Here is a 23,644-nt window from a genome sequence, read left to right as displayed (position 1 = left end):
TGTCCTTCAGTGCAGCGCCGCGCGCAACGCCGCGTAGTCCTCGGCGCTGATCTGACGTGCATCGACGACAATCGTGTGAATGGCGAACAGTACCGCCCGGGTCTGCGGCAGGCGCAGAAGCGTCTGACGTTCGCAGCGGACATAGGATTGCCCGGTGGGCTGCCGTCGCCAGTCGCCTTCCACTCGCGGGTGGTGCAACATGAAATCGTCGTAGGTGAAGAAGTTCATCCGCCAGAGCGGCTGCTCTGGCCGGATTGCGCTGAGCAGGCGATGAACGCGGGCGGCAAGCTGGGCATCATAGATCTTCACCGGGCCGTGGATGCCGGTCATGGGACGGCCGATCTTCTGCGCCAGCGTCCAGCTTGCGGGGAAACACAGGATCGCCCCCGTCAGGCTGTATTCGTCGCCCTGCGCCTCCATCAAGCAAAGATCCTGCTGGACCAGACGCCCAAGTGTCAGCAGCGGTTCAGTCGCATCCAGGGCGACCGTCTCGCCATCGGGGCGGGTAACGCTGTGGTCGGTCACGGAAAAGCCCGGTTCACCGCGCAGCCAGTCAAGCACGGTGACGTAAAGCTCGTCCGCGGCCGGACGTGCTTCGGGCAGCAGGGCGTGGACGACCTGGGGCTGCGCCGCGATCAGACGGTCACGCAGCGCCATCTGGGCGGCATAGGCCTCGTCAACACGCAACCAGTCGCGACCCTGCACCGGCTGGATGCCAGGCAGGCGCCGCGTCACCGGGTCGGCCCATGGGTGTAGCGGAAGCCGGTCCTGAAGGATCGGCGCGTCTTGCATCGGATTGACCATGGCTGTCTTTGACCACGCCGCACGCGCGGCTGCAACCAACACGTTTGCGACCAGGGGCGTCGCTGCTGGCCAAGGCCGGATTCGACCAAGGCGGCATGCTTGCCCGAACAGGGAGAAGGCCCGCATGACCGACTATCACCGCGACCGCCGGAAGATTGACCCCTCGCGCGGGCCGCGGCTGGGGGACGGGACGCCCAACGACAACGACCGGGTGGAGATCGGGCCGACGCAACTGGCCTTCCGGGAATGGGAGGCAGCAGGGCTGCGCCTTCCCGATCTGGGGCGGATGCGGCACGACCGCTGGCAAAGGCTGGTCGCGGGGATCGTGGCGCGGGATTACGGGGGCCTGCTGATGTTCGACCCGCTGAACATCCGCTATGCGACCGACACGACGAACATGCAGCTCTGGAACACCCACAACCCGTTCCGCGCCTGCCTGATCTGCGCCGACGGCCACATGGTGATGTGGGAATACAAGAACTCGCCCTTCCTCGTGACCTTCAACCCCTTGGTGAAGGAGATTCGCTCTGGCGCGACCTTCTTCTACAACTCGACCGGCGACCGAGGGATGGAGGCGGCAAAGGGCTTTGCCGCGCAGGTCGATGAGGTGATGCGGGAACACGCGGGCACCAACCGGCGGCTCGCGGTGGACAAGATCATGGTCCACGGCCTGCGCGCGCTGGAGGCCGCGGGCTTCACCGTCGAGGAAGGCGAGGAGGTGACGGAACGGGTCCGCGCGGTCAAGACGCCGGACGAGATCCTGGCCATGCGCTGCGCCCATCACGCCTGCGAGGCCGCGGTCGCCGAGATGGAGGCCTTCGCGCGGGAAAACGTGCCAAAGGGCAATGTCAGCGAAGATGCGATCTGGGCGGAACTGCATGCCGCCAACATCCGGCGCGGGGGCGAATGGATCGAGACGCGGCTTCTTGCCTCGGGGCCCCGGACCAACCCCTGGTTCCAGGAATGCGGGCCGCGGATCGTGCAGGAAAACGAGATCGTGGCCTTCGACACCGACCTGATCGGCTGTTATGGATTCTGCATCGACATCAGCCGGACCTGGTGGGTGGGCGACGCTCGGCCATCGAACGCGATGGTCTCGGCCTTCCACCATGCACTGGACCATATCGCCGACCACAAGGCGCGGCTGAAACCGGGCGTCACGATCGAGGAGCTGGTGATGCAGGGCCACCAGCTTGCCCCGGAATACTGGGCGCAGAAATATTCCTGCAAGATGCACGGGGTCGGGCTTTGCGACGAATGGCCCTATGTGCATTACCCCGACGGCTGGATCCCCGGCGCATTCGATGCCGCGCTGGAACCCGGCATGGTGCTGTGTGTCGAGGCGCTTGTCTCGCCCGAAGGGGGCGACTTCTCGATCAAGCTTGAGGATCAGGTGCTGATCACCGAAACGGGCTGCGAAACGCTGACCACCTATCCCTTCGATCCGCGGCTTATGGGCCAGGCCGGGATCAAACGCGACAGACGCCATTAGCCGTATCTGGCCCGGCGGGTTCCCGCTTGCATTACCTTGTCCTTGCGCTAAGCCGACGCCAGCAGGGCGTGCGGAAGCCACCGGCGATCGGCAGCATGCGACCAAGGCCACGGTGACGCGGCGGCGAGGGACTGCGACCGATGCTCAGGGCTCCAGTTGCGCCAGAATCCCCAGATGGTCGGACCCGAGCGCAGGCCGCAACGTGATCCGCCCGCCCGCGGGTGCAAAGGCGTGATCAATCGGCAGACGCAGCACCGGGTCGAAGCCCAGAAAGGTTCCGCGCGTCGGGCTGGCCGGAATCACGCGCGCCGCCTCGGCCAGCGCTTCGACCGAGTGTGCCCATCGCACCATATTGAAATCGCCGGCCAGCAGCACCGGCCCATCCAGCCCGCGCAGGACCGGCAGGATTTCGGCCACATGTTCGGCCTGGGCATAGGGCCAGGGCCACTGCAGATGCAGCGACACAAGCCAGATCCTGTGGTCCTGCCATTCCACCTGCACTGCGGCAAGGCCCCTGGCGCAGGTGCCGCTGCCCGCGACCGGTGTCAGCCGGGTCAGGATGGCCTGCCCCCCGACCGCGCGCCCCGGGCAGTGGTGCTGATGCGGATAGACATCCGCAAGAGACGACAGAAGCGACAGGTTCGGAGCGGAAACTTCCTGAAGCGTGACTGCCAGCGGCTCGGCGGCGCGAATGTCGGCCTCCAGTTCCACAAGCCGGGCGTTATCGTAGCGAAGGTTCTTCTGATACAGCAGGAAGCGCCCCGGCGGCCCAGGCCACAGATAGACCAGGGCAACCTGCCCCCCGACAAGCAGACCCACCAGAAGCGCCCCGAAGGCCGTGTGGCGCTGACCCGCCCAGATCGCCAGCAGCGCGAAAAGGACCAGCGCCCCGGCCGCATGGGCCCGCCCCACCGAAAGCGAATCGCCAAGGGGATGCAGCCCGCCCAGGAACCCGCCAATCAGCGCAAGAAGCGACAGAACCAGGCCCGCCCGCAGCAAGGCATTCAGGATCGGATGCTCTTCGTCTTCCATGTTCAAGCTCTCATGGCCTTGTCTTGCCGTCTGGCCATCTTCGTTCAGCCCGGTCGCCCGGAAACCTGATACCCGGCACCGGTCGCGCTGCGCGCCAGACGCGGCTTAGTCGCCTATGGCCTGGGACAGCGGATCGTCAACACCCCGACGGCCTGTCTGCCACAAGGCTGTGGCAGACAGGGCCCAATGCCGGCTCAGCCCCGACCACGTTCGGCGGCGATGTGGTCGCGCGCGACGGACAGGGATTTCAGAACCGCGTGGGCCGCATCACCCGGCTGCAGGGCCAGTTGCGCAGCGGCGCGGCGGGTGATGCGCGCCAGGATCTCGTCCGCCCCCACGGCCAAGTGGACCATGACGCCCGGTCCGTCGCCGGGGCGGATCGTCGTGACGGTGCAGGGCAGGATGTTCTGCGCCGACAGCCCCTCGGGCCTGGTTCGGGACAGGATCACCTCATGCGCCATGATCCGCACCCGCAGCCGCGTACCGGGCGGACTGCCGATGCCCGGCAGGAACAGCGGCCCGGTGGCGGTGGTCAGACGGGTCAGGCCGTCCTCCTCCTCGCCGGCCACGATGGCGGGCAGCAGGGCCGCGACCTCGCGGATGCCCATGGCGCGCAGGGCGTCGGGGTCGGCCATCACGGCGGCGGTGGTGCCTTCGCGCACGACGCTGCCCTTCTCGATCACCAGCATCCGGTCGGCCAGAAGCTGCGCCTCGTTCATGTCGTGGGTGACCAGCACCACCGGCATCTTCAGATGGGCGCGCAGGGCAAGGATTTCGGCATGCAGCCGTTCCCGCGTGGCCCGGTCCACCGCCGAGAAGGGTTCGTCCAGAAGAAGCGCCGCCGGTTTCCGCGCCAGCGCCCGGGCCAAAGCCACCCGTTGCTGCTGGCCACCCGAAAGCTGGGCGGGCTTGCGGTCGGACAGGCCGTGGAGGTTCACGAGGTCCAGAAGCCGCGCGGCTTCGGAAGGGTCGGGGCGGTCCATGGCGGCTGCCACGTTCTGCGCCGCCGTCATGTGCGGGAAAAGCGCGTAGTTCTGGAACACCACACCGACATGCCGGCGATGCGTGGGCAGGGCGATGCCGGATCCGGTGTCGAGCCAGACCTCGCCATCCACCGCGACCCGGGCGGTCGCGGGTCGCCACAGCCCGGCGATGCTGCGCAGGATCGTGGTCTTGCCCGACCCGGAATGGCCGACAAGCGCCAGAAGTTCCCCCGGCGCGACCGAGAAGGCCACGTCCAGCGGGATAGGCGCCTTGGCCTGAAGCGCCACGGAGAGCGTCACGCCAGCCTCCGCCCGATGCGGGCCGAAAGCCAGTAGGTGATGGCGATGGCGGTGAAGGAGATGGCGACCAGCGCCGCCGACATGATGCCGGCACCGCGCATGTCGAAGCCCTGCACCCGGTCGTAGATGGCGATGGCGATGGTCTTGGTCTCGCCAGGGATGGACCCTCCGACCATCAGCACGATGCCGAATTCGCCAAGCGTATGGGCAAAGGTCAGCACCATCGCCGTCATCAGCCCCGGCCAGGCAAGTGGCAGTTCGACCTTCCACAAGCTGCGCCACGGCGACATGCCGCAGGTCGCCGCCGCCTCACGCAGTTCCACCGCGATGGCCTCGAACCCGCGCTGGGCGGGCTGGATCGCGAAGGGCAGGTTGAAGATGACCGAGGCGACCACCAGCCCCTCGAAGGTAAACACGAGCTGGTGTCCGAAGGTTTCCTGCCAGAAGGCCCCGACCGGAGAGTTCCGCCCGAAGGCCACCAGCAGGTAGAAGCCGAACACCGTGGGCGGCAGCACCAGGGGCAGCATCACCAGCGCCTCGACCGCGCCCTTGGCCCTGAACCGGCCATAGGCCAGCCAGCGGCCTGCCAGGACCGAGACCGGCAGAAGGATCGCCACCGTCCAGGCGGCCAGTTCCAGCGAAAGGGTAAGGGCAGTCCAGTCCAAGGTCAGCCCTCGTCTGGCAGAACAAAGCCGTATTTCACCATGATCTCGCGCGCCTTGGGCGACTGGATGTAGGCATAGAACTCCTCGGCCACGGGGCCCGCGTTGTTCAACAGAACCATGCGCTGCAACAGCGGTTCGTGCCAGTCGTGCGAGATCAGCGCGAACTCGCCCCTGGCAGCAACTTCGGGGGCACGCGCGAGAGAAAGAGCGATGATCCCACCCTCGGCATTGCCGGAAAGCGCGAACTGCGCAGTCTGGCTGACGTTTTCGCCCAGAACGAGGTAAGGCTGAATCTTCTCCCACAGGCCGCGATGCTGCAAGGCCTCCATCGCGCGCAGGCCATAAGGGGCATGTTCGGGGTTTGCGATGGCGAATTTCGTCAGCTTACCTTCCTCGATCAGCGCAGCGAGATTGTCCAGCGCCTCGTCCGGCTTCAGTGCCGAGCCATGCGGCGCCATCAGAACGATGCGGCCTTCGGCGTAAAGTGTGCCCTCATCGCGGGTCAGCCCCTCGGCATGAAGGTCGGCGATGAACTTCTGGTCGGCGGCCATGAACATCTGGAACGGCGCGCCTTCGCGGATCTGGGTGGCGAAGTTGCCGGTCGAGCCGAAGGACAGCTTCACCTCTTTCCCGGTCTCGGCGGCAAAGGCGGCGGCGATCTCGGTCGCGGCAAATTGCAGATCTGCCGCTGCTGCTATGACCGGGGGCTCTTCGGCGGCAGCCGGCAGGGAGAGCGGCAGACAGACATAGAGGGATGCAACAAGGCCCAGGGCAATTGCAACGCGACGACGGATCACGGGGGCACCTCCGATATGTTTCGGGAAACATATCGCCTCAGGTCCGCGCGCGCGTCAATCCTCTGGTCGCATCTTTCCTTCGGGTTCGCGCAGCCAACCGTGAAGTCGGACCAGGTGTTGCACGGCGTGGTCGCGCGCCGCCTTCTCTACCGCGCGGTATTCGGCCAAGACCGCCTGACCGAGATCGGTGAGCACCGCGCCACCCTTGCCTGTCCCGCCCCGCGTGGATTCAACAAGCGGCCTGTCAAACATGCCATTCAGCGTCTCGATCAGCGTCCACGCTCGCTTGTAGCTCATCCCCATCTCGCGCGCGGCAGCGGCGATGGACCCGGTTGCCGAAATGCGATCCAGAAGCTCAGCCTTGCCCGGCCCGATCATCCCTGTGGCGCCAAAGCGGATGCGGATGCTCAGTGTCGGATGCAAGGTGGCGCTACACATGGCCTATCCATGCCAGTCCCGCCTGCAAAGGCAAGCCTCAAGTCACCGATGCATGGGCCATCGGATAAGGGAAAGTGCCCCGGAAAGCCTGCGTCAGACCCCGTAGATCTCGCCGAACTTGGCCTCGAGATAGTCAAGCAGCGGCCCCTCGCTTGGCTCGAACCCGCAGGCCCGCTGCACCACCTCGCGCGGTTCGTAAAGCGCACCATGTCGTTGCAGCCGGTCGCGCAGCCAGCCCGTCGCCGCCGAGACGTCGCCCTTGGCCATCATCGCGTCCAGCCCCGCTACCTCTGCGCGCAGCGCCTTGACAAGGCAGCCGGCATAGACATTGCCCAGCGTGTAGGTCGGGAAGTAGCCGAACAGCCCGCAGGACCAGTGCACGTCCTGCAGCATCCCGTTCGCGGGACGGTCCACCGCCACCCCGAAATCGGCGCGGAAGCGGTCGTTCCAGGCGGCCTCCAGATCAGCCACGTCCAGATCGCCGCGGATCAGCGCGCGTTCCAGATCGAAGCGCATCATGATGTGCAGGTTGTAGTGGACCTCGTCGGCCTCGGTGCGGATGTAGCCCGGATGCACCCGGTTCACGGCCCGATAGAAGGCATCCTCATCCGCGATGCCGAAATCGCCGAAGATTTCGCGCATCTGCCCGAACAGCCAGCCGGTGAAGGCTCGGCTGCGACCCAGCTGGTTCTCGTAAGACCTGCTCTGGCTTTCATGCACGCCCATCGAGACGCCCTGCCCGATCGGCGTCAGCGCATAGGCCGGGTCGATCCCCTGTTCGTAGGCAGCATGGCCGACCTCGTGGATCGTGGAATAGAAGCAGTTGAACGGATCGGTCTCGCTGACCCGCGTCGTGATCCGAACATCGTGGCCCGAGCCCGAACTGAATGGGTGCACCGCCAGGTCGATGCGCCCGCGCGACCAGTCATAGCCGAAGGCCGTGGCCAACTCGCGCGCCAAGGCCAGCTGGTCATCATGACCGAAAGTCCCGACAAGGCCGTGCGGCGCTTCGGCGCCCAGCACCTTCTCCCGCAGGGAGACCAGCCGCGGTCGCATCGCATTGAACATCGACGCGATGGCCGCGCCGGTCATGCCGGGCTCGTAGTCGTCCACCAGCGCATCGTAGGGGTCGCCCCCTGCGGCCAGCGCCGCGCCCTCTGCCCGCTTCAGCTCTACCACCTTGCGCAGCGTCGGAAGGAAGCCTGCCACATCGTCACGGGACCGGCACTCGGCCCAGATCCCCTGCGCCAGCGAGGTGGTGGCCGCGATCTCCTCGGCCAGTCGGGCCGGCACCTTCATCGCCCGCGCATAGCTGCGCCGGATCTGCCGCAGCTGCGCCCGAGCCACGGCATCGGGCGCTTCCGCCGCAGCCAGCCAGTCGCCGATCCGCGGGTCGGTCCGGCGGGCATGCAGGACGGCCTCCAGCGCGCCGATCTCCTCGGCCCGCTGTGCGGCGGCGCCCTCGGGCATCATCGTTTCCTGGTCCCAGCCCAGCCGGCCGGCCACCTGCGCCAGCGCCTCGGTCTGACGCTGGAACGCCATCAGTTCGTCATAGGCTGTCATGCTGTCCCTTCCCGGATCGAACCCGCCACGGGGTATTGCGAAAGATGCCTGGCCCGCAGGATCAGCACCCAGAGGATCACGGCCCCGATCTGGTGGGTGATCGCTACGTGCACATGCGCCACGGTCAGCACGGTGGCAATGCCCAGGGCCATCTGCACCACAAGCATCGCCATCACCTGATCGAAGGCCGCGCGCGTCGCCCGATAGCCGGACTTGCGCCCCTTCAGCCAGACCACAACCCCAAAGCCGAACAGCAGATAGCCCGACATGCGATGAATGAACTGCACGAGGCCGGGATTTTCAAAGAACGCATGCCACATTGGCAGGCTGCCCCCCTGCCCGTCGGGCACATAGAAAGCGTCTGCGGGAAAGAACTGGCCGTTCATCAGGGGCCAGGTCGGAAAGGCCCGGCCAGCATCGATACCCGCCACCAGCGCCCCCAGAACGATCTGCAGGAAGGCGAAATGCATCAGCCCGGTAGCAAGGCCGAAGAGCTTCACCTCGCGCCCCCGCCGCGCCGTCATAAGCTCTGCCTCGGACCGGCCCAGCAGAAAGACATACCAGGCCAGGACCCCCAGGATCACGAAGGCCAGCCCAAGATGCGTGGCCAGCCGGTAAGAGGCAACCGAGACCATCTCTCCGGTCAGGCCCGACGACACCATCCACCAGCCGATCGCGCCCTGCAACCCGCCGAGGCCGCCCAGCAGCCACAGCCGCCCCGACCAGCCCGGCGGCACCCGCCGGGCAAGGGCAAAGCCAAGGAAGCCCAGCGCCCAGACCAGGCCGATCAGCCGCCCCAGCTGCCGATGCCCCCATTCCCACCAATAGATGGTCTTGAACTCCTCAAGGCTCATTCCCTTGTTCACCAGCTGATACTGCGGGATCTGCCGGTATTTCTCGAACTCGACCAGCCAGGCTGCCTCGTTCAGCGGCGGAATTGCACCGGTGACCGGGCGCCATTCGGTGATCGACAGGCCGCTGTCGGTCAGCCGCGTCATCCCGCCGACCGCGATCATTGTGGCAACCAGCAGGAACAGCGCGATCAGCCACAGCCGCACCCCGGCCCGCGCGCCCTTCGGCCTGGCATCGATCACGCCGCTTGCGGGCATCGCAGCAGGCTTCTGCCCCTCGCCGACCTCTTCGAAGATGCTGCGCTTTCCGGCCATCGCTACCCCCTCGTTCTGCGGCGGACACTAGGCCCGCACCCCGGGGCCTTCAAGGCCCTGCGGCAATGCTCCTCACCGCGTGACCGGGCAAGCGCCGGCCTCCGGCAGCGCAACCAGAGGGCAAGAATGGTCCTTCCTCTCTGCAGAAATATCCTACGGGGGGGGGGGTGCTGGGGTGTGACCCCCCCGCCTTCAACGGCGGCACAAAGCGTCGGGCCGGATCATCCCCAGCTTGCGGCCCGATGAGGCCTCATCGCAGGCGACGCAGCAGATCAGGCGAAGGCTCACCGGTCACGGGCAGGCCGACACTGGCCTGAAACGCGCTGATTGCGGCGCGGGTCCGGGCCCCGATCACGCCATCCGTCCCCCCGGTGTCGAACCCGCGCGCAGTCAGAAGCCGCTGCAATTCCTGCCGGTCGGCCTGGGTCAGACCGGTCGCATCCGGACCGAAACTCGCCTGCACCGGCCCCCGCCCCAGGATGCGGTCCGACAGATGCCCGACGCCGATGGCATAGTTCTGCGCATTGTTGTAGCGCAGGATCGTGGCAAAGTTCTGCGTCAGCAGGAAATGGGGCGCCCCCCCTGTATTTCCGCCAGCGATGATCGAGCCACCCGCCAACGGCACCGGGCCGACGGGGCGCACGCCCAGCCCCTGCCACTCTGCCGCGGACCTGCCCTTGCCGCGCCCCAGAAGCCCGGTGTCGAAGCCCGGCGGAAGCGTCACCTCCATCCCCCAGGGCAGGCCCGGTGTCCAGCCCGAGCGTTTCAGATATGCCGCGGTCGATGCCAAGGCATCGGTAGGATCCTCGCTCCAGATGTCGCGACGCCCGTCGCCGTTGAAATCGACCGCGAATTCCAGATAGCTGGTCGGGATGAACTGCGTATGGCCCATCGCTCCCGCCCAGCTGCCTGTCATCGCCGAGGGCGCCACATCCCCAGACTGCAGAATACGCAGCGCCGCGACGAGCTGCGTCTCGAAGAACTCTCCGCGCCGTCCGTCGTAGGCCAGCGTCGAAAGAGCCGAGATGACCGGAACGTTCCCCCGTCGCGTGCCGTAGAAGCTTTCCAGTCCCCATACCGCCGCGACGACATGGGATTCCACACCATAGCGCGCCTCGATGGCCTGCAATGTTCCCCGATACTGCGCGAACTTCTGGCGGCCCAAGCTGACCCGCTCCTCCGAGGCGGCAATGTTCAGATAATCCTCTAGCGTGCGGCGGAACTCGGTCTGGTTGCGGTCGCGTTCGACCACTTCGGGCAGGAACCCGGCCCCGCGAAAGGCCGCGTCGATCGTTCCTTGCGAGATGCCGCGCGCCGCGGCCCGCCCCTTGAAGCCGGCCACCCAGGCATCCCATCCGGCATTCGGCACGGGCCTCGGGGCGGGGTCCGGCATCTGGTAGCCGCCACCGGCTTCCCGCCGCGAAGGCACGCATCCCGCCGCAAGCGCCGCCACACCGGCCAGAACCAGGCCGCGTCTTGTCAGTTTATCCATGCCCTTCTGCCTCTTGCCTGGTTTCTGTTTTCCTGCGGCGATGATAAGCAGCCCCCGTGTCCCCGGCCAAGTCCTTCGAAGCAAGGGCGGCGGGCTTGCGCCCCCCAATCGAAGCCGGAAGGGCCCGAGAAGAGGCTAATCACCCGGGTTGCACTGGAGCGAAATGCCTCGATAACGAGATCGGCAAGGTTGGTGCGACGGAACGCGACATTCTGATCCACGTCACCCCCTCAACCGCGCTACAGCCCGAGACATGGGCGCACGTCGGCGCCCGGACAGGCTCTCTGCCCCCCGACAGGCAGGGATCGTTCATGCGGATGATGCCCCGCCACGGAATTGCCGTTCCTGGTGACGGCCTGTCGGGCAAGTAGCCAGGCGTTTGACAAGGCTGTGATGCGGCCCGCACCGGGTAGCGGCCTCTGCCCCGGGCGGCTTCTGATCCTGCCTCGTCACAGGCCCTGACCGCATCGTGTTCTGCCGGGATCATGGCCCAGAAGGCCGCCCGGACCAGGCCGAACCTTTGCGCAAGGCGGCCACTCGCCCGTCCCTCCCCTTCGCGGGAGAGGGAGAGGGAGGCGGGATGCCGGCAGCGTGCCATATGGCGGTCAGTCGCCCTGCTTCTTCAGCTTCCAGGCGATCTGGCGCAGCATGCCGTGGAAGGTCTGTACCTCGGCGCGCGTCAGGCCAAGCCGGCCCCACATGTTGCGCAGGTTGGCCTTCATGCCCTCGGCCTTTGTCTCGGGGAAGAAGAAGCCCGCTGTCTCCAGCCGTTCCTCGAAATGGTCCGCCAGCCGGTTCACCTCTTCGCGGCTGGCAAAATCCGTCCGGGCAAGCTCCATCACCGATGGCGCGACCGTGGCTCCGTGCCGCCGCCATTCGTACCCCAGAAGCAGCACGCATTGCGCGAGGTTCAGCGAGGGGAAATCGGGGTTCACCGGCACGGTCACGATGGCATTGGCCCGGATGATGTCATCGTTTTCCAGTCCGGCGCGTTCGGGACCGAAGAGGACACCCACCCGCTTGCCCTCGGCCGCCATTGCGCGGGTGAATTCCATGGCATGTTCCGGGGTGACGACTTCCTTCACCAGCTCGCGACCCCGCGCCGTCGTGGCAAAGACATAGTCGCAATCGGCGATCGCGGCGGGCAGGTCGGGGAAAAGCCCCGCCTGATCCAGCACCCGCCCCGCGCCTGATGCCATGGCCACGGCCCTGGGGTTCGGCCAGCCGTCGCGCGGGTCCACGACCCGCATCCGTTCCAGCCCGAAGTTCAGCATCGCCCGCGCGGCGGCACCGATGTTTTCGCCCATCTGCGGCCGGACAAGGATGAAGACAGGCGGGATCATGCGACGGCTCCTGCTGGGATTGCAGGCCAGATAGGCGAGGCGTGGCAGGCTGGCAAGCAAGGACAGGCCCCGCGGCCGGTAGCCAAGCGACGGAAAGGCTGGTAGAGCGGCGAAAACCCCGACGCCGGAGCCCTTGTATGCCCGCTGACGATCACCCGCAGATCACCCTGATCACCCCCCCCAGCTTCGACCCCGGCAATTTTTCCGACCGGATCGCCCGGGTGCTGGACGGGATCGAGATCGCCTGCCTGCGGCTGTCGCTGGGCACGAAGGACGAGGATACGCTGATGCGCGCCGCCGATGCCGCGCGCGAGGTCGCCCACGCCCGCGATGTGGCAGTGGTGATCGACAACCACCTGATTCTGGCCGAAAGGCTGGGGCTGGACGGCGTGCATCTGACCGATGGTGCAAGGTCGGTCAGGAAGGCACGGAAGGAGCTTGGTGCCGATGCGATCGTCGGCGCCTTCTGCCGGGCCAGCAAGCATGAGGGCATGACCGCCGGCGAGGCGGGGGCCGATTACATCGCCTTCGGGCCGGTGGGCGAGACGCGGCTGGGCGATGGCAGCCGGGCAGAGTTCGAACTGTTCGAATGGTGGACCGAAGTGATCGAGGTTCCGGTGGTCGCCGAGGGCGCTCTGACGGCCGAACTGGTCGCGCGCTTCGGGCCGGTGACCGATTTCTTCGCGGTAGGCGAGGAAATCTGGGGCGCGGAAGATCCGCTTGCCGCGCTGAAGTCCCTTATGGCACCGCTGGGGTGACGGGGCAGATCTGGCGCGACAGGCGGGGCCGCTGGCGTTCGACGTGTCAGTCTGGGCAATCGGCGGCGTCCCTTGTCCTGGTCTTGCCCGCTTCGTCATGCCCCCTCTGCGCGCGGGGCAGCGGCCGAACGTCAGCCATCGGCCCCGAAGGGTGATGCCAGGGCTTGGTGCGCTGTAACGCGCCCTACGCTTCGGCGTTCGGATGGGCAGTGCGGATCACTCTTTCGCAGTGCTGCGCCAGCGTCTTGCGGTTCTCGAACGCATCCACCGGCACTTCGGGGTGGAATATGACCTCTACCCTGCCCTGCCGCGGGGTAGCCAGCATCTTCAGCAGGTGGCTGGCGAAATCCATGTCGCCCCACCAGCCATAGTGCCGTGCGTCCATGCCGTCCGGCCCATGATAGACCACCGTCACCGGCTGGATATGCATCGTCCGTTCCAGTGCGGGCGAAAAGAACGCCTGAAACAGCGTGGACTTGAACGGCAGCACGCGGATGCTGTCGGTCGAGGTACCTTCGGGGAAGAACAGAAGCCGATGGCCGGCCTGAAGCCGAGCCTCGAACATTTCCTGCTGCTTCTTCGCCTCGGTTCCCTTACGGGCAATGAAGACAGTGCCGGTCGCGCGGGCGAGCCAGCCGATGCCGGGCCAACCCGAGACCTCGGACTTGGCGACGAAATAGACGCGGGTCGCGGCATTCAGCACAAGGATGTCCAGCCAGCTGGAATGGTTTGCCACGATCGCGCCAGGGGCCGTCATCGGCCGGCCCCGGACCAGAAGCGGCAGGCGCAGGACGACAAGCGAGGCGCGGCAGACCGCCTGGGTGATCCAGGGTGTCACAGGGCGGGCTGCACCGCACAGCGGCCATTCGACAAGGCGCACCAGCAGCAGGAACACAAGGCCGCCATAGCAGAAGGATCCGATCAGCGAGCCCCGCCACAGGACGCGCAGCCAGCCCAGCGGGCCGATGCGCACCGCCGGCGGCACCGGAGCCGTCAGCCAGTCGCTCATCCCTGCCCGGCCTTGCGCATGTAGAAATCCCGGTGCCGTGCCGACATCTGGCCGGTGTCCATCACAAGGCAGACATCGGTGGTGTTGAAATCACGGTCGATCCAGGCGCCGTCGCCGACAAAGCCGCCAAGGCGCAGGTAGGCCTTGATCAGCGCGGGCGTCGCGGCCATCGCGGCGCGGCGGTCGAGACGATCCTTCGGGATCAGGTCCATCTCCTGCCGGTTGGGCGGAAGCGCGCGGACCCGCATCTCGGGCGGTGCCAGATGGTTGTGGTGCAGATAGGCCAACGGCTGGGCCAGCGCCGGAATGTTGGTGCCGTGAAAGCTGGCGGTGCCGAACAGCACCTCGATTCCCCTTTCCAGCACATATTCGGCCAGGCCGTTCCAAAGATGGAACATCGTCGCCCCGCCGCGGTGGTCGATGTGCACGCAGGAACGCCCCAGTTCCAGAAGCTTGCGGCCGGAATTCAGCAAGGGCGTCAGGTCGTATTCGGTTTCCGAATAGAACCGCCCCGCTGCAGCACGTCGGTCGCAGGGAAGGATGCGATAGGCACCGATCACATGGTCAAGGTTCGCCGGGTCGCGGCGGCGATCTACCAGGATCAGGTGGTCGAAGAACGGATCGAAGGCATCGCGTTCCAGCCGGGCCTCGTGGTCAACCAGGGGCCCGTCCCCGCCCAGTTCGGCCACGAACACCTCGTAGCGCAGCCGCTGCGCGGACAGGATATCCTCGTCCGTCGCGGCAAGCCGCAGGGCGTAGGGCGAGTCTTCGGCCGTCATCGTCCTTGCTTCGGCATGGGGCTTTCCTGACTTATCCCCCGCCCGGACCCATTGCAACCGTCACCCGGAAAGGGCAAGGCGGCACATCTATTACAGGTTGAGTTTCGCGGCAAGATTCGCACTATGGGCGAAAATCCCCGAAGTCAGGAACAAGAGAGATGCGCTTGCTGTCGATGACCACCTTTCCAGCATGTTCGAAGTTGACCGTGACCCGGGATCCGATCACCGATTGCACCTGACCACGGCCCCAGTCGGCCCGATCCGGGTGGCGCACCAGCATGCCCGGCTGCAGCAATCCTGTCACGTCCGTCCCTTTCCGCAAGTTTCCCGATGCAAGACAAGCCCGACCTTCCTGCCCTGATCGCATCGCGCATCTGCCATGACCTTATCAGTCCGATAGGAGCAATAGGCAACGGGGTGGAACTTCTGACGCTGGAGACGGGTGCGGCCCGGCCGGAACTGGCGCTGATCGCCGACAGCGTGGCGCATGCCAACGCGCGCATCCGTTTCTTCCGCATCAGTTTCGGCGCTGCGCGGGGCGAACAGCGCGTGGCGCGGACCGAGGTGCTGTCGATCCTGACCGACCTCGGCCGGGCCGGTCGCATCGGCTATGCCTGGACCAGCCAGGGCGACCTGTCGCGCCGCGACGTGCGGCTGGTCTTCCTGCTGCTGCACTGCCTGGAAAGCGCACTGGCCTACGGCGGCAAGGTGCAGGTCGAACAGACAGCCGAGGGCTGGGCAATCCGGGCCGAGGCGCCGAGACTGAAGATCGAATCGGCGCTGTGGGAGGTGCTGGCCGAACCCCGCCCACCGGCGGGAATCGAGGCAGGCCAGGTGCATTTCGCGCTGGTGGCCGAGGAACTGGCGCGGCAGGGCCGGCGGCTGGTGACCGAGATCGGCGAGACCTCGGTCAGCCTCAGGATCTGATCGCGCCGTCGCCGGTCACCAGATACTTGAAGCTGCACAGCTGTTCGGCCCCCACGGGGCCCCGCGCGTGCATCTTGCCGGTTGCGATGCCGATTTCCGCGCCCATGCCGAATTCGCCGCCGTCGGCGAACTGCGTACTGGCGTTGCGCATCAGGATCGCGCTGTCGAGCCGGTCGAAGAAACGCTGCGCGGTAGCGTCGTTCTCGGTCAGGATGCTTTCAGTATGCTGGCTGCCGTAGCGGCGGATATGGGCGATGGCCTCGTCCACCCCGTCCACCAGTTTCGCGGCGATGATCATGTCCAGGAACTCGCGCCCGAAATCGTCCGGCGCGGCGCGCTTGGTGCCGGGGATCTTCAGCAGCTCGCCCTCGGTGCGGACCTCGACCCCGGCCTTGAGCAGATCCTCGATCAGGACGCCGCCATGTTTGGTGTAGAACTGCCAGTCGATCAGCAGGCATTCCGCCGCGCCGCAGATGCCGGGGCGGCGGGTCTTGGCGTTCAGCACCACGCGGCGGGCCTTTTCCAGGTCGGCGTCGCGATCGGCATAGACGTGGCAGATGCCTTCGAGATGCGCAAAGACCGGCACCCGCGCCTCGCGCTGGACCAGGCCCACGAGTCCCTTGCCCCCGCGGGGCACGATGACGTCGATGTACTGGGTGGCCTGCAGCATGGCCGTGACCATCTCGCGGTCGCGGGTGGGGACGAACTGGATCGCCGCCTCGGGCAGATTGGCCGAGCGCAGGCCCGCAACCATGCAGGCGTGGATCGCCTCCGAGGTCTGGAAACTTTCCGACCCGCCGCGCAGGATGACTGCGTTGCCCGACTTGAGGCAGAGCGCACCGGCATCGGCGGTGACGTTGGGGCGGGATTCGTAGATCACGCCGACCACGCCGAGGGGGGTGGCCACGCGCTGTATATGCAGGCCGTTCGGTCGGTCCCATTCCGCCAGCACGCGGCCGACCGGATCCTTCTGTTCCGCGATCATGCGCAGCGCATCGACGATCCCGCGCAGGCGGTTCTCGTCCAGGCGCAGGCGGTCGCGCATCGCGGGCGTGATGCCGCGCTGGTCGGCGGCGTCGAGATCAAGGGTGTTGGCGTCGAAGATTTCCTGCCGCCGGGTCCAGACGGCGTCTGCGGCCGCGATCAGAGCGGCGGCCTTGCGTTCCGAGGAGGTGCAGGCCAGCTCGGCTGCTGCTGCGCGGGCCTTGGTGCCGATCTCGGTCATCAGGTCGGTGAACTGGCCGTCCATCGTCTCACGTCCTCTTGCTGAAAGCCAAAATTCTTGGGAAAGAATTCTGGCAAAGTCCTTCATGAAGGAATTTGTGCCTCAAACCACCATGTCGTCCCGGTGCACCAGCGCCGCGCGGCCCTGATAGCCGAGGATCGCCTCGATCTCGCCAGACCGGTGACCGGCGATCTTGCGCGCCTCGGCCGAAGTGTACCGCACAAGGCCCTTGCCAAGAACCGCGCCCTCGGGGCTGAGGATCGCCACCGGCTCGCCGCGCCCGAAGCTACCGGTGACCTTCGTCACCCCCGCCGGCAGCAGGCTTTTCCCTGCCTTCAGCGCGGCGACGGCGCCAGCATCCAGCACCAGTTCCCCCTTCGGCTTCATCGCGTTGATCCAGCGCTTGCGCGCGACCTGCGGGTCGGCGGCGGGGACGAACCAGGTGCGCGGCGCGCCCTCGGCCAGCGCCTTCAGCGGCCGCAGGGTCGAACCTTCCATGATCGCCATGGCGCATCCGCCGGCAACGGCAGTGCGGGCGGCGAGGAGTTTCGTCTTCATCCCCCCCTTTGACAGGCCGCTGATCGGATCGCCCGCCATCGCCTCGATCTCGGGCGTGATCTGGTCCACCACGTCGAAGCGGGTGGCGGTGGGGTCTTCCTTGGGGTTCGCCGTGTAGAAACCGTCCACGTCGGACAGAAGGATCAGCTGATCCGCCCCCACCGTCACCGCGATCTGAGCAGCCAGCCGGTCGTTGTCGCCGAAGCGGATCTCGTCGGTGGCCACCGTGTCGTTCTCATTCACGATCGGCACGACGCCGAGCGAGAGCAGCGTCTCCATCGTCGCGCGGGAGTTCAGGTAGCGGCGGCGGTCCTCGGTATCCTCCAGCGTCACCAGCACCTGCGCGGTAGTAATGCCATGCAGAGCCAGCACCTCTTCATAGGCGCGCGCAAGGCGGATCTGGCCCACGGCAGCGGCGGCCTGGGATTGTTCGAGGGTCAGAGCGCCATCCGGCAGTCCGAGGATCTTGCGCCCTAGTGCGATCGAACCGGAAGAGACCAGCACGACATCGCTGCCGCGGACCTTCGCCTCTGCCACGTCAAGCGCCAGCGCCGAAAGCCAGGCCTGTTTCAGCCCGGCACGACGATCCACCAGCAGTGCCGAGCCGATCTTGACGACCAGACGCCTTGCGCTGCGCACATCGGGCGCGGATCGGGCCGCAGTCAGGGTTGCCATGGCGCTGGCTCCTGCGCAGGTTCTGCGGCGGTGATCGTGGCGTAAAGCGCACGAAGCACCTCGGGGATCCCCTTGCCGGAAACGCCGGAGATCACATGCACCGGCCCCCCGCTGGCCTTTTCCAGTGCACGGCGGCGGTCACTGATCTGACGCGCGTCCATGGCGTCGGTCTTGTTCAGGGCCAGGATGCGGGGCTTGTCACCAAGCACGGCGGAATAGGCCTCAAGTTCGGTCACTATGGTGCGGTAATCCTTGACCACAGTGGATGATGTACCATCGACCAGGTGCAGAAGCACCTTGCAGCGTTCCACATGCGCCAGGAACTGTGTGCCAAGGCCCCTGCCCTCCGAGGCGCCCTCGATCAGACCGGGAATGTCGGCCATGACGAATTCATGGCCGTCGATGCCCACGACGCCAAGGTTCGGGACCAGCGTTGTGAAGGGGTAGTCGGCGACCTTCGGCCGGGCGTTCGAGACGGCGGCAAGAAAGGTGCTTTTCCCGGCGTTCGGCAGGCCGACGAGGCCAGCATCGGCGATCAGCTTCAGCCGCAGCCAGATCGTGCGCTCCACCCCCGGCTGACCGGGATTGGCCCGGTTCGGTGCGCGGTTGGTCGAGGACTTGAAGCGCAGGTTCCCCCAGCCGCCGTTGCCGCCCTCGGCAAGGCAGACGCGCTGCCCCGGTTCGGTCAGGTCGGCGATCACAGTCTCCCCGTCCTCATCGAGGATCTCGGTTCCCAGAGGCACCTTCAGAACGATGTCCTCTCCCGACTTTCCGGTGCGCTGGTTGCCCATGCCAGGCTGACCGTTCTTTGCAAAGAAATGCTGCTGATAGCGGTAGTCGATCAGGGTGTTCAGGCCCTCGACCGCTTCGGCGTAAACGCTGCCGCCATGGCCGCCGTCGCCGCCATCGGGGCCGCCGAATTCGATGAATTTCTCGCGTCGGAACGAGACACAGCCCGCCCCGCCGCCGCCGGAGCGGATATAGACTTTGGCGAGATCAAGGAATTTCATCGGGGGGCGCTTTCGGGGACAGGTCAGGGAAGAGGGGATACAGGAAGCAGGGACGATGCTCAAGCGACGGCATGGCCCGACGTACAGCCGGGCCAGCAGTCCGGGAATGGAGCGGCTGGCGCCGCGTGCCGGCGTCTCGCCTCTGGCCGTTCCGGCCAACCGGCTCGTGCGGAGCGGGCTTCACACCGCCGCCCCCCCCGAGGAGGGCGCGCAGGCCGGCGACGAGAGGATGGACCTGCGGCGCAAGCCGCGCCGCAGGGTGCCACCGTCAGCCCTTGGGGTCGAGCTTGCGAATATAGGTCCAGGTCGGCACGGTCACTCCGCGGGCGACGGAAAAGCTTTCGGCGTCGCCGAGATACTGGAAGCCGGCATTGGCCAGGACGCGCGCCGATCCGGGGTTGTCCTGGAAGGCCTCGGCGAACATCGTCGCGTTCTTCTGCGGGTTCGCATCGACCAGTGCCTGCACCGCCTCGGAGGCGATGCCGAGGTTCCAGAAGGCAGGCGCGACCCAGAAGGCGACCTCGGACTGGTTGCGATCCATCTTCTTCAGGCTGATCACCCCCAGCACCTCGGGCAGGCCCGAGCGAGTGCCATCCATGACCCAGATATCCTCATCGCCGCCGGAGGCCATGGCCCGGGCACAAAACGCCTCGGCCGCGCCGGGTGGCAAGGGATGGGGGATGCCCTGCGTCGCCTCTGCAACCCGCTTGTCGCCGGCGTAAAGCGCGAATAGTCCGGCATCGGACTTGCGCGCCGGGCGCAGGGTGAACCGCTCGGTCTCGATCGTGACCGGGGTTGCAGCGATCTTTTCCTGAAGCATGGCTTCCCTCCTTTGAAGCACATGTGGGGATTGCCGGTTACTCATGCAATCGCCCGTTTTCTTGGCCCTTTCGCGGCGGTTCCGGCGGCGGACCGCCACAATCCCGCAGCGCGAAAGAGAAAGGGGACCGGCCCTTCGGCCGATCCCCCATCTACAATCTTATTGTAAAGGTTCGACCTACTCGGCTGCCTCGGCGACGGGGAGCACCGAAATGAAGGTGCGGCCCTTCAGGCCTTTCTTGAAGGTCACGCGCCCTTCGACCGTGGCGAAGATCGTGTGGTCAGTGCCCATGCCGACACCCTGGCCAGGGAACCACTTGGTCCCGCGCTGGCGGCAGATGATGTTGCCGGGAATGGCATGCTGGCCACCGTAGAGCTTCACGCCCAGGCGACGACCGGCCGAGTCGCGACCGTTGCGGGACGAACCGCCTGCTTTCTTGTGTGCCATGGGGACTTACTCCTGAACTGCGGCGGCCTTGGCGGCGCGCTTCGGTTTTTCGGCCTTCGCGGCAGCAGCGCCTGGCGCCTCATGCGCGGCGCGACGTGCGGCAACAGTGCCGATCGCGGGTTTTACGCCGGTCTTTTCCGCGCCCTTTTCCAGGACCTCGGTCACGCGCACCAGCGTCAGGTGCTGGCGGTGGCCTTTGGTGCGCTGGCTGGAATGCTTCCGGCGGCGCTTGACATAGTGGATGACCTTCTCGCCCTTGATCTGGTCGATCACTTCGGCCTGAACGGCCGCGCCGGGCACGAAGGGCGCACCGACGGTCGTGCCGACCATCAGGATGTCGTTGAACTGAATCTTGTCACCAGCCGCGGCATCAAGCTTTTCCACGCGCAGCACGTCGCCCGCCTGCACCTTGTATTGCTTGCCGCCGGTCTTGAGGACCGCAAACATGGGTCTTTCCTTCCTTCGCTCCGCGCCCTGTGGCCCCCTTTCGGGCGTTCCCGGGGTTTCCCCGCCTCGGACAGCGCGCCCTTGCGGGCGTCATCAAAAACATAGACCCGGCGCGAGTCGCCGCACGCCGGGATGCGCGCTTATCGGGCGGCACCAAGGCAAAGTCAAGGGGCGGCGCGCGATCCTCAGATGTCGGTGCCAAGCATCGCAACCCCTGCGGCCCGGCCAAGCTCGTAGGAGACGCGGCGGAAAACCTGGTCGAAGGCGATGAACAGCGCGCCGTTCAGCCGCCTTCCGGCCGGGCTTTCCATGAAGGCGATGTAGACATCTAGCTCGGCATCGTCCAGCGGCTGGTATGCAAGCCCGAGATAGGCCTCGAGCCACGACCGCGTTTCGGCACGGATCTGATCTTCCTGGCCCCATACATCCTGCATAAGCTGGTCGCGTGGCAAACCATCGCCATATGCGCCGCTGTCGTTCATGCCGGTCATGAAGGCAAGATTGCCCGACAGCGCACCGGCAACATTCATCTCTACCAGATCGCCCGCCGCGATGAACCGTTCGAGTTGTCCCGCGCGCGGATCGCGGCTTGCACGCCGCTTGTCGGCCGCCACACGGGCGGCATCCTCGGCGGCCTCGTCCAGAAAGGCGCGACGGGCCTCGATCTCAAGCAGGACGACGCGCTGCCCAAGGTCGGTGGCGTAGAAGGCAAGGATTTCGGACAGGATTTCTGGGTTACCCCCCAGCTCTGCCTCGATCGCCGCCGCAAAACCTTTGCGCAGGCGCGAGACATCATAGATGCCGTCCAGCGCCCGCACCCATTCGGTCCCGCCACCTGACGGGAACATGTCGGCCTGAAGGGTGCCGGCCTGTGCCAGCCCCTCCTCGCGCATCACGGCCAGAAGCTCGTCAAGCCTCAGCGCCTCAAGCAGCGCCTCGGTTGCACGGCTTGGGGCTTCGGACTGCGCAGGCGCTTCCCCGGCCTGAGGAACGGCGGTCTGCGCATGGCCGGGCGCGGACAGCGACAGGAGCGCGATGAGGGCCAGACGGTGAAGCGGCATGCGCGTCCCTTCCTGTGTGATCTGTCCGAGAGGTAACCCCTGCCCCGACACTTGCCAAGCGTCCCGGACGCAACTGGGCGTGAACATGCGGGCGGCGCAATGCCCCGAACCTCTCGATTTGGCCCTTGCGCATCCCGCAAGAGCCGGGTATCCACCCCGCCACATAGACGACCCCTGAAGCGCGGAGAGGTGACGGAGTGGTCGATCGTGGCGGTCTCGAAAACCGTTGTAGGTTTGCGCCTACCGTGGGTTCGAATCCCACCCTCTCCGCCATCATCCCTGTTGCGAACACGGACAGGCGCCCCGAATGGCGCGGAAATAGGCGTGTTTTCAATGGGGTTTGCCTCCCACATGCGAACCTCTGAGACTGCGCGCCGGGCCCGTTCCGGGCTCTGAACGGCGCTTTGGCTCTGTCCGGGCGAACCTCGCCAAATTCGGTTCGGTCGGATTTTTCCTTGCCTTTCCAATGATCTGACTTTCGACGTCACTAAAACTTCCGGCCATGTGTCAATCACCTTCAAAAAGAACAGAGCAGCAACACGCGAGAAGCGAAGCCGTTGGATGCATTCGCCTAACGGCACGTAGCCGTGGCGGTGGTATTCGGCCCGATCTTTCTGATTTCTCGGGAAGTCCAGATTGCCTTCCATCGGGGCGCCGTGCTTGATTTTCAGTGAGCATTTCAACGCGTGGATTGTCCGATGTCAGGATCGTCCCAAGCCGGTTTGGCGGAAAAGTATCTTGTCGATGACCTGCCGGGCGCCGCGCTCGTCGGGGCGCGGTTGAATGGAATTCTGCAGAAGATCGAGGCGGGCGAGACGCTGACCTCCTTGGCGCAGGCGTTTCTGACGTCCGGCGGGCTCAACTCTCTTCTGGCGCTGGCGACCGGCCAGATCGATCGCCCTGCCTGCGAGGAGACTGCGGCGCGCGAGCGATCAGACCGTATCCAAAGCGCGAAGGACGAAGCCGAAAGGGTGGCAGCCGAACAAGCCCGAAAGGCCGAGGCGCTGGATGCCGCGGTCAAGGCGCGCTTCGCTGCAATGGAGAATGACCCCGTGCTGCGCCGCAAGCGCGAAGCCCGCGAGTTGCGGGATCGGTTCGATATCGGCTTCATCGAGACCGAGCACTATCCGCGTGCAATGCGGCTGCTGAAGCAGGTGGCGAGTGGTAACCGCCTGGCGCCCGAAGACGTCGCTTGGCTGTCGACCGAGGCGGTGGATTGCTGGACCGATGCGTTGCAGCAAGCGTGGCATCGGCTGGAAGCCGAAGCGCTCACCAAGGCATGGGAAGAAAGCCGCGATCCGTGGGATGCCGTAAATGCCTGTGCGCATTGGCGGAAGGCTGATGAACCCCAGCAGGCGCTGGAGGTAACGGAGGCGGCGCTCGGCAAGGCGGGACGGAGCCCGAAACCGAGATCGGCGCTCTTGACGACGCGCGGAGGCGCGATGCGCGATGCTGGCCGCCTCACCGAGGCCAGGACGCTAGGGCTGGAGGCGCACGAATTGACCCCGGCCGATTTCAGGCCGTGCACGTTGCTTGGCGCTGTCTCGATGGGGCTTCGGGACCTCGCAGCCGGTTACGAGTGGTATGCGAAGGCCGAGGCCTTGGGGGCCGAGCGCCGCGCCATCGACCAGGATCTGAGGGCGTTGCTGCTACGTTCAGAGCCTGATGCGCGAGATCGTATCCGGAACTATCTGCTCGAGCAGGATCCAGAGCGTTTCGCCTGGCTGCGAACGTGGAACAACAAGAACGTTGCGGCACCACGCCGATCGACGGTGCTGCGCAAGCTAACTCCACCCCGAAACGATCAAAGCCCGATTTGAAGCATTGTTTCGACTTCGGAGCCACTGACACAA

24 protein-coding genes and 1 tRNA gene are annotated in these 23,644 nt (G+C 66.2%); 5 read left to right on the top strand and 20 right to left on the bottom strand.

Features of this window, described 5'->3' with window-relative positions:
* Positions 1-6 precede the first annotated feature (6 nt).
* Positions 7-792, bottom strand: coding sequence for a DUF3445 domain-containing protein (locus EZM81_RS00290; RefSeq protein ID WP_135447481.1), 786 nt, complete (start codon positions 790-792; stop codon positions 7-9).
* Between the two features lie 136 nt (positions 793-928).
* On the opposite strand from EZM81_RS00290, the gene dddP reads away from it, so the two are divergent.
* Positions 929-2,296: a dimethylsulfonioproprionate lyase DddP gene (gene dddP / locus EZM81_RS00285; protein ID WP_136644369.1), complete on the top strand. Its 1,368-nt coding sequence runs from the start codon at positions 929-931 to the stop codon at positions 2,294-2,296.
* A 144-nt stretch (positions 2,297-2,440) separates the two neighbouring features.
* Here the strand turns inward: dddP and EZM81_RS00280 are convergent, their stop codons facing one another.
* From EZM81_RS00280 to EZM81_RS00240, 9 genes are all read right to left on the bottom strand, one after another.
* Positions 2,441-3,328 carry an endonuclease/exonuclease/phosphatase family protein gene (locus EZM81_RS00280; RefSeq protein WP_136644368.1) on the bottom strand — a complete coding sequence of 296 codons (888 nt, stop codon included), beginning with the start codon at positions 3,326-3,328 and terminating at the stop codon, positions 2,441-2,443.
* Between the two features lie 194 nt (positions 3,329-3,522).
* Positions 3,523-4,611 (bottom strand): molybdenum ABC transporter ATP-binding protein, encoded by a 1,089-nt coding sequence (modC, locus tag EZM81_RS00275; RefSeq protein WP_136644367.1) that lies wholly within the window; start codon positions 4,609-4,611, stop codon positions 3,523-3,525.
* Positions 4,608-5,276 (bottom strand): molybdate ABC transporter permease subunit, encoded by a 669-nt coding sequence (modB, locus tag EZM81_RS00270; protein WP_135447382.1) that lies wholly within the window; start codon positions 5,274-5,276, stop codon positions 4,608-4,610. Before modB ends, modC begins: the two co-directional genes overlap by 4 nt.
* A 2-nt stretch (positions 5,277-5,278) precedes the next feature.
* Positions 5,279-6,073 (bottom strand): molybdate ABC transporter substrate-binding protein, encoded by a 795-nt coding sequence (gene modA, locus EZM81_RS00265; protein ID WP_248298084.1) that lies wholly within the window; start codon positions 6,071-6,073, stop codon positions 5,279-5,281.
* A gap of 54 nt (positions 6,074-6,127) precedes the next feature.
* Positions 6,128-6,511 (bottom strand): winged helix-turn-helix domain-containing protein, encoded by a 384-nt coding sequence (locus EZM81_RS00260; RefSeq protein WP_136644366.1) that lies wholly within the window; start codon positions 6,509-6,511, stop codon positions 6,128-6,130.
* A 93-nt stretch (positions 6,512-6,604) separates the two neighbouring features.
* Positions 6,605-8,074 carry a carboxypeptidase M32 gene (locus tag EZM81_RS00255; protein WP_136644365.1) on the bottom strand — a complete coding sequence of 490 codons (1,470 nt, stop codon included), beginning with the start codon at positions 8,072-8,074 and terminating at the stop codon, positions 6,605-6,607.
* Positions 8,071-9,240, bottom strand: coding sequence for a heme A synthase (gene ctaA / locus EZM81_RS00250; RefSeq protein ID WP_136644364.1), 1,170 nt, complete (start codon positions 9,238-9,240; stop codon positions 8,071-8,073). Before ctaA ends, EZM81_RS00255 begins: the two co-directional genes overlap by 4 nt.
* 250 nt (positions 9,241-9,490) lie before the next feature.
* Positions 9,491-10,732: a lytic murein transglycosylase gene (locus EZM81_RS00245; RefSeq protein ID WP_136644363.1), complete on the bottom strand. Its 1,242-nt coding sequence runs from the start codon at positions 10,730-10,732 to the stop codon at positions 9,491-9,493.
* 605 nt (positions 10,733-11,337) lie between these two features.
* Positions 11,338-12,075, bottom strand: a complete 738-nt coding sequence (locus EZM81_RS00240) for an RNA methyltransferase (protein ID WP_136644362.1) — start codon at positions 12,073-12,075, stop codon at positions 11,338-11,340.
* A 137-nt stretch (positions 12,076-12,212) separates the two neighbouring features.
* Between EZM81_RS00240 and EZM81_RS00235 the strand changes: the two genes are divergently transcribed.
* On the top strand, positions 12,213-12,833 hold the full coding sequence (locus EZM81_RS00235; RefSeq protein ID WP_136644361.1) for a thiamine phosphate synthase: 621 nt from the start codon (positions 12,213-12,215) through the stop codon (positions 12,831-12,833).
* 184 nt (positions 12,834-13,017) lie between these two features.
* On the opposite strand, the gene EZM81_RS00230 is transcribed toward EZM81_RS00235, so the two are convergent.
* From EZM81_RS00230 to EZM81_RS18475, 3 genes are all read right to left on the bottom strand, one after another.
* A complete protein-coding gene (locus EZM81_RS00230) occupies positions 13,018-13,842 on the bottom strand; it encodes a 1-acyl-sn-glycerol-3-phosphate acyltransferase (RefSeq protein ID WP_136644360.1) in 825 nt (274 codons plus the stop codon).
* On the bottom strand, positions 13,839-14,621 hold the full coding sequence (locus tag EZM81_RS00225) for a GNAT family N-acetyltransferase (protein WP_135447398.1): 783 nt from the start codon (positions 14,619-14,621) through the stop codon (positions 13,839-13,841). Before EZM81_RS00225 ends, EZM81_RS00230 begins: the two co-directional genes overlap by 4 nt.
* 121 nt (positions 14,622-14,742) lie before the next feature.
* Positions 14,743-14,901 carry a DUF3553 domain-containing protein gene (locus EZM81_RS18475; RefSeq protein ID WP_248298108.1) on the bottom strand — a complete coding sequence of 53 codons (159 nt, stop codon included), beginning with the start codon at positions 14,899-14,901 and terminating at the stop codon, positions 14,743-14,745.
* A gap of 50 nt (positions 14,902-14,951) precedes the next feature.
* Here EZM81_RS18475 and EZM81_RS00215 point away from each other — a divergent pair, with 50 nt between their 5' ends.
* Positions 14,952-15,548 carry a histidine phosphotransferase family protein gene (locus tag EZM81_RS00215; RefSeq protein ID WP_135447402.1) on the top strand — a complete coding sequence of 199 codons (597 nt, stop codon included), beginning with the start codon at positions 14,952-14,954 and terminating at the stop codon, positions 15,546-15,548.
* Here EZM81_RS00215 and EZM81_RS00210 read toward each other — a convergent pair.
* The 7 genes from EZM81_RS00210 to EZM81_RS00180 all read right to left on the bottom strand — a co-directional run bounded on the left by EZM81_RS00210 (position 15,538) and on the right by EZM81_RS00180 (position 21,791).
* The gene (locus tag EZM81_RS00210; RefSeq protein WP_136644358.1) at positions 15,538-16,797 is read right to left on the bottom strand and encodes a glutamate-5-semialdehyde dehydrogenase; all 1,260 of its coding nucleotides are present in this window, start codon (positions 16,795-16,797) and stop codon (positions 15,538-15,540) included. The two genes, EZM81_RS00215 and EZM81_RS00210, sit on opposite strands and share 11 nt — an antisense overlap.
* Positions 16,798-16,875: 78 nt before the next feature.
* Positions 16,876-18,006, bottom strand: coding sequence for a glutamate 5-kinase (gene proB / locus EZM81_RS00205; protein ID WP_136644357.1), 1,131 nt, complete (start codon positions 18,004-18,006; stop codon positions 16,876-16,878).
* The gene (gene obgE, locus EZM81_RS00200; protein WP_136644356.1) at positions 17,994-19,016 is read right to left on the bottom strand and encodes a GTPase ObgE; all 1,023 of its coding nucleotides are present in this window, start codon (positions 19,014-19,016) and stop codon (positions 17,994-17,996) included. Before obgE ends, proB begins: the two co-directional genes overlap by 13 nt.
* A 268-nt stretch (positions 19,017-19,284) precedes the next feature.
* Positions 19,285-19,836 (bottom strand): GNAT family N-acetyltransferase, encoded by a 552-nt coding sequence (locus EZM81_RS00195; protein ID WP_136644355.1) that lies wholly within the window; start codon positions 19,834-19,836, stop codon positions 19,285-19,287.
* Positions 19,837-20,013: 177 nt separating this feature from the next.
* Positions 20,014-20,283, bottom strand: coding sequence for a 50S ribosomal protein L27 (rpmA, locus tag EZM81_RS00190; RefSeq protein WP_135447412.1), 270 nt, complete (start codon positions 20,281-20,283; stop codon positions 20,014-20,016).
* A gap of 6 nt (positions 20,284-20,289) precedes the next feature.
* Complete coding sequence (gene rplU / locus EZM81_RS00185) at positions 20,290-20,730, bottom strand: 50S ribosomal protein L21 (RefSeq protein WP_136644354.1); 441 nt, start codon at positions 20,728-20,730, stop codon at positions 20,290-20,292.
* 185 nt (positions 20,731-20,915) lie between these two features.
* Positions 20,916-21,791 (bottom strand): DUF2059 domain-containing protein, encoded by an 876-nt coding sequence (locus EZM81_RS00180; protein WP_169052262.1) that lies wholly within the window; start codon positions 21,789-21,791, stop codon positions 20,916-20,918.
* 183 nt (positions 21,792-21,974) lie between these two features.
* Between EZM81_RS00180 and EZM81_RS00175 the strand changes: the two genes are divergently transcribed.
* Positions 21,975-22,064: transfer RNA gene (locus tag EZM81_RS00175), tRNA-Ser, on the top strand.
* Positions 22,065-22,489: 425 nt separating this feature from the next.
* Positions 22,490-23,611 carry a hypothetical protein gene (locus EZM81_RS00170; RefSeq protein WP_136644352.1) on the top strand — a complete coding sequence of 374 codons (1,122 nt, stop codon included), beginning with the start codon at positions 22,490-22,492 and terminating at the stop codon, positions 23,609-23,611.
* Positions 23,612-23,644 lie beyond the last annotated feature (33 nt).

The organism is Tabrizicola sp. YIM 78059 (assembly GCF_004959785.1).
Classification (GTDB): domain Bacteria; phylum Pseudomonadota; class Alphaproteobacteria; order Rhodobacterales; family Rhodobacteraceae; genus Tabrizicola; species Tabrizicola caldifontis.
This window is presented reverse-complemented; position numbering and strand designations above follow the sequence as displayed.